The sequence below is a fragment of the Streptosporangium nanhuense genome, assembly GCF_059358815.1.
On the sequence record NZ_JCADBG010000046.1, the window covers coordinates 25,111 to 30,731 of the forward strand.

The 5,621-nt window shown below is 71.4% G+C and carries 5 protein-coding genes; 1 reads left to right on the forward strand and 4 read right to left on the reverse strand.

What is annotated here, in order from left to right; genetic code table 11:
• Window positions 1–308 precede the first annotated feature (308 nt).
• The 4 genes from AC5L38_RS42600 to AC5L38_RS42615 form a co-directional block, all read right to left on the reverse strand.
• Complete coding sequence (locus AC5L38_RS42600; RefSeq protein ID WP_495248519.1) at window positions 309–503, reverse strand: ferredoxin; 195 nt, start codon at window positions 501–503, stop codon at window positions 309–311.
• A 102-nt stretch (window positions 504–605) separates the two neighbouring features.
• Window positions 606–1,787, reverse strand: coding sequence for a cytochrome P450 (locus tag AC5L38_RS42605; RefSeq protein ID WP_495248520.1), 1,182 nt, complete (start codon window positions 1,785–1,787; stop codon window positions 606–608).
• A 34-nt stretch (window positions 1,788–1,821) separates the two neighbouring features.
• Entirely contained in the window at window positions 1,822–3,183 is a 1,362-nt protein-coding gene (locus AC5L38_RS42610) for a glycosyltransferase (protein ID WP_495248521.1), read from the reverse strand.
• Window positions 3,184–3,382: 199 nt separating this feature from the next.
• Entirely contained in the window at window positions 3,383–3,589 is a 207-nt protein-coding gene (locus tag AC5L38_RS42615) for a hypothetical protein (protein ID WP_495248522.1), read from the reverse strand.
• Window positions 3,590–3,787: 198 nt separating this feature from the next.
• Between AC5L38_RS42615 and AC5L38_RS42620 the strand changes: the two genes are divergently transcribed.
• Window positions 3,788–5,621, forward strand: a 1,834-nt coding sequence (locus tag AC5L38_RS42620) for a type I polyketide synthase (RefSeq protein WP_495248523.1), incomplete at its 3' end; no start/stop codon positions are given.

Here is a 5,621-nt window from a genome sequence, read left to right on the forward strand (position 1 = left end):
GCGGCTGGGCCGCTGGGCGTCTAGGCGGCTTGAGCCGTTGAGCCGCTGAGCCGTTGAGCGGCTTGGGCTGTTGAGCGGCTTGGGCCGCTGGGCCGCTTGGGCCGCTTGAGCCGCGCCGTCCCGCTGCCCCGCGCTGTCCTACCGTCCCGCCCGGCGTCTCGGCGTTCACGGTCGGACGGCCGGTGCGGGGGCGGGACGGGCCCGGGGGAGCGGGACGGCCCGGAAGGCACGTCGACCCGGCCGGGTGTGCGTCCCCGGCCGGGTCGGATTCGTGCGGTCAGACCACGGTCACCCGCTCGGTGCGGCCCTCAGCCGTCGGCCAGCGAGATGGACCTCGACGGGCAGGCCAGGACGGCCTGCCGGGTGACGGCCTGAGCCGGATCGTCCAGGGTCTCGACCAGGACCACGACGGTTCCCTCGTCGTTCTGGTCGAAGACCTCCGGCGCGATGAGCACGCACTGGCCGGCGCCGACGCAGTGCTGGGCGTTCACGTTGACACGCATGACATTCCTCATCCTTGGAGAACAGGGATCCCTGGAGGACCGGGGCCGGCGGGCGACCCGCCGGGGCCTCCCGCTCCGTCACCAGCGGAGTCACCAGCGGAGTCACCACCGGACCGGGAGCGCGTGCAGCCCGAACAGCACGCCGTCGTACTTGAAGGGCAGGTCCTCGACCGCCGTGTCGAGCCGGAGGGTCGGGATCCGCCGGAACAGGGACGTGAAGACGGCCTCCATCTCGACCCTGACGAGGTTCTGCCCGAGACACTGGTGCACGCCGTACCCGAACGCGACGTGGTGGCGGGCCGAGCGGCTCGGGTCGAACTCGTCGGCCCGCTCGAACGTGGCGTGGTCGTGGTTCGCCGCGGCGCCGAGCGGCACGATGCCCTCACCGGCCCTGATCACCTGCCCGCCGATCTCGACGTCCTCGACGGCCACGCGCAGCGCCACCCGGTCGGCGACCGACAGGTAGCGCAGCACCTCCTCCACCACCCCCGGCGCGCCGATCCACTGCCGGTTCAGCAGCAGCATGACCACGCCGAGCGCGATGTTGTTCGCCGTCGTCTCGTGCCCGGCGATCAGCAGCAGCAGGGCGACGCCGGAGATCTCCTTGGGGGTCAGCACCCCCGCGGACAGCAGCCGGCTGGTCAGGTCCCTGCCGGGGAACCGCTGCTTCATGGTGATCAGCTTGGAGATGTACATCAGCAGGTCCCTGGTCGCGGCCTCGCGCTCGTCGTCGGTCGAGGTGAGGGTCACCAGGACGCGCGTCCTCGACTCGAAGAGCTCGCGGTCCGTACGCGGCACGCCGAGCACCTCGCAGATGATCAGCGAAGGCACCGGCAGCGCGAACGCGGGCACCAGGTCGGCGGTGGTGCCGGCGTTGAGCATGTCGTCGATGCAGGCGTCGACGACCCGCTGGATGGCCGGGCGGAGCTCGGCGACCCGCCGTACGGTGAACTCGGGGATCAGGGCCTTGCGGAAGCGGGTGTGCTCCGGCGGGTCGTACGCGACGAACCAGCCGGGAATCTGGTCGGGCGGGGGCACCGTCCCGTTGCGCCCGATCGTCGGGAAGCCCTCGTGCAGGGGGCTGGCGCTGATCCGGGGATCGGTGAGCACGGTGCGCACGTCGTCGTGCCGGGAGACCAGCCACACCGCGCTGCCTCCTGGCAGCGCCGACCTGACCGGCCCCGGCCGCTCCCGGAGCGAGGCGTACTCGTCGGGGGGAGAGAGCTGCCCGCGCCGCCGCCTCGGGAACTCGATGGATATCGGATCGCCACTGTGCGTTTCCATGCTGTCGCCACGTCCTTCGGCAGTACCTGTCAGGTCATTTCAGCGCCGGGTTGCCCAGGATCAGGTCGGCCGCCGCCCGGGTGCCCCCGGCCTCGCGCTGCGCCTCGGCGAAGAACTCGGCGCGCTCGCGGAAGGAGGGGTCGTCCAGCAGCCGGGTCATCTTGCCGAACACGTCGTCGACGTCGATGGTCTGCGGATCGTCCACCGTGAGGCTGACCCCGCTGTCCACGCCGCGTACCGCCTGGTCGTAGCAGTCGACCCACAACGGCCGGATGATCTGGGGCTTGCCGAAGTACAGGCCCTCGTGGAAGGCGTTGGCGCCGCCGTGGTTGAAGAAGAGCCTGACGTTGGGATGGGCCAGCACGTCGAGCTGGGAGGGAACCCAGCTCTCGATCCTGAGGTTCGCCGGCAGCTCGTCCCTGGGGGGGAGCAGGTGCTGCTGCTCGGTGGGGAGCTTCCACAGCACGGTGTGCCTGCCGTCCAACCGGCGGGCGACCTCCACCAGCGCGTGCACCTCGGGGCGGGTCAGCCGGCTGATGGTGCCGAGCCCGATGTAGACCACGGAAGGGTTGGCGTCGAGCCAGCGGGACAGGTCGCCGTCCTCCTCCGCCTCGGGCAGGGGCGGGATGATGACGCCGACCAGGTGGAACTTGTCCGGGAGGGGAAGGGGGTACTCCAGCCCGAAGACCGTGTAGCACAGGACGGCGTCGGCGCAGTCGATCTTCGCCGACGGACTGAGCATCTCCCGCGGGAGCTGGAGCTGCCTGACACGTGCGACGCCCTTGAGAGCGAGCCTCAACATCTTCGGGTGCAGGAACATCAGCCCGGCCCGGATCTTGAACACGTCGTTCTGCACCCGCTGCCGGAACGACATGTTCAGGGGCAGCCCGGTGTGCATCATGGGGAACCCGCGCGGCGTCTTGGCGAGAAGCAGGTTGCTCGGCAGGAAGGGCGAGCTGAGGACGAACGGGATCTTCCTCTTGAGCGCTATCAGGAGCCCGAGGGGGTTCACGCTGTCGAAGACCATGAGGGCCGGTTCGATCTCCTCGGCCAGGGCGTCGAGCGCCAGATACTTCTTCTCTCCCCCGTCCGGGTCGAACCCGCGCCGTACCACCGCGTGGTGCGCCTTCCAGCGGGAACGCTGGGTGGCCAGCCGGTACATCTCGTCGTCCCAGTCGGCGGGGGAGTGATCCGGATCGGTCTCGCCGAGCGAGGCGAAGCGCACGCCGCTTCCCTCGTCGATCTTCTCGATGTCGGCCCTGAGCGACTCGTCCGTCGCGAACCACAGATCCTCCGTGCCGCGCCGGGCCAGCTCGGCGGCGATCACGCGCAGGGGATTGTAGACACCGGCTCCCGGATTGCTGACGAACAGCAGTGGCTTGCGGCCCTCGCCCATCACATACCTCCATCGCGGGAGCCGGGCCGCCGAACGGCCAGTGACGCGCGGGCGCCTGCTCCGGTGCGGATCTGTCATCGCCGCGAGCGTCCGCTCTGTCCCGCACGCCGGCGTGCCCGCACGGTATCGCGGCGATATTAGGAGGATCACTAGTCTTCCCGGGGCCCCGGCCCGTGGACGCGGCCGTCTCAGCGGTCGCCTAATCGGCCGTCTCAGCGGCCGTCTCAGCGGTCGCCTCACCGGTCGATTCGCCGGTCGTCCCAGCGGCCGTCTCGCCGGTCGCCGTGTCGGGCCTGCCAAAGACTAGGCGTTTGCCGAGTCGCCATCGGCCTAACTTCACCGAATGGATGGCATGCTCGACGACCTCCCTCTCAACGGGAGTCCCGTCGCGCGTACCGCCGGTCACCCTCTTCGACCATGCGGAGACCCGTGCTACCGCCTCCCCTCCCCGGCGGGGACGCCCCGCCGGGTGAGAGCGCCGGGTGCCGGTGCGTGCGGAGAGGGCCGTGGTGACTGACGCGATCGACGCGGCGGTGGCGGGTGTCCTGGAACCGGCGACGCCGGCCGTGGGCTTCCCGACCCCGCCCGACGTACGGAGGCTGTGATGGATACGCCCAGTGAGCAGGTCGTACAGGCGCTCCGGACCTCGATGAAGGAGGCCGAACGGCTACGGCGTCAGTACCAGAAGCTGGTCGCGGTCACCACCGAGCCGATCGCCGTCGTGGCGATGAGCTGCCGGTTCCCCGGCGGGGTGTCCTCCCCCGAGGACCTGTGGCGGCTGATCTCCGAGGACGGTGACGCCACTTCGGGCTTCCCGTCCGACCGCGACTGGGACCTCGGCACGCTGTCGGCCCGCGGTCCGGACGGCCGGGCGCGGAGCGACACCGACAAGGGAGCCTTCATCCGCGACGTCGCGGACTTCGACCCGGGGTTCTTCGGGATCTCGCCGCGTGAGGCGCTGGCGATGGACCCGCAGCAGCGGCTGCTGCTGGAGGTGTCGTGGGAGGCGGTCGAGCGGGCCGGGATCGACGCCGCCAAGCTGCGCGGCAGCCGCACCGGGGTCTTCGTCGGGATGAGCGGCCAGGACTACTCGTACCTGATGGTGAGCTCGCTGGCCGACCTCGAGGGCAACGTCGGGACCGGCATGGGCGCGGGCGCGGCCTCCGGCCGGCTCTCGTACACGCTGGGCCTGGAGGGTCCGGCGGTGACGGTGGACACCGCCTGCTCGTCCTCGCTGGTGGCGGTGCACCTGGCGACACAGGCGCTGCGCAGCGGTGAGTGCTCGCTGGCGCTGGCGGGCGGGGTGACCGTGATGTCCACCCCCGGCGCGTTCGTGGAGTTCACCCGGCAGGGCGGGCTGGCCTCCGACGGCCGGTGCAAGGCGTTCGCCGACGCGGCGGACGGCACCGGGTGGTCCGAGGGCGTGGGCGTGCTGGTCCTGGAGCGGTTGTCGGACGCCCAGCGCAACGGCCACCAGGTGCTCGCGGTCCTGCGCGGTTCTGCGGTGAACCAGGACGGCGCGTCCAACGGCTTCACCGCGCCGAACGGCCCGTCGCAGCAGCGGGTGATCCGCCAGGCCCTGGGCAGCGCCGGGCTGAACCCCGCCGACGTGGACGTGGTCGAGGGACACGGTACGGGGACGACGCTGGGCGACCCGATCGAGGCTCAGGCGCTGCTGGCGACCTACGGTCAGGACCGGCCGGAGGACCGTCCGCTGCTTCTCGGGTCGGTCAAGTCGAACATCGGCCACACCCAGGCCGCCGCGGGCGTGGCCGGTGTGATCAAGATGGTGATGGCCCTCCGGCACGAGGTACTGCCCCGGACGCTGCACGTGGACGCGCCGTCGTCGCACGTGGACTGGTCGATGGGCGCGGTGGAGCTGCTGACCGAACCCCGGTCGTGGCCCTGGGTGGACCGGCCGTGGCGGGCGGGAGTGTCGTCGTTCGGCCTCACCGGCACCAACGCCCACGTGATCATCGAGCAGGCGCCGAACGGCAGGCGGATCGAGGCGGGAGCCGAGGACCGGGCCCCGGCGACGACCGTGGGCGTGCCCCCGATGCTGGTCTCCGGTCGTACGGCGGAGGCGCTGCGGGCGCAGGCCGGTCGGCTGGTGTCCCTCCTGGAGGCCGAGCCCGAGCTGGATCTGGCCGACACGGCCTTCTCCCTCGCCGCGACGCGATCGGTCTTCGAGCACCGGGCGGCGGTGCTGGCCGGTGCTCGCGAGGAGGTCGTGGCCGGGCTGCGAGCCGTGGCCGAGGGCCGGCCGGGTGCGGGCGTCCTGCTGGGACAGAGCGGGCGGCGCGACAAGGTCGCCTTCCTGTTCACCGGTCAGGGCAGCCAGCGGGCCGGGATGGGCCGGGGGCTGTATGAGCGGTTCCCGGTGTTCGCCGAGGCGTTGGACGAGGTGGTCGCCGGGCTGGATCCGTTGCTCGACGGGT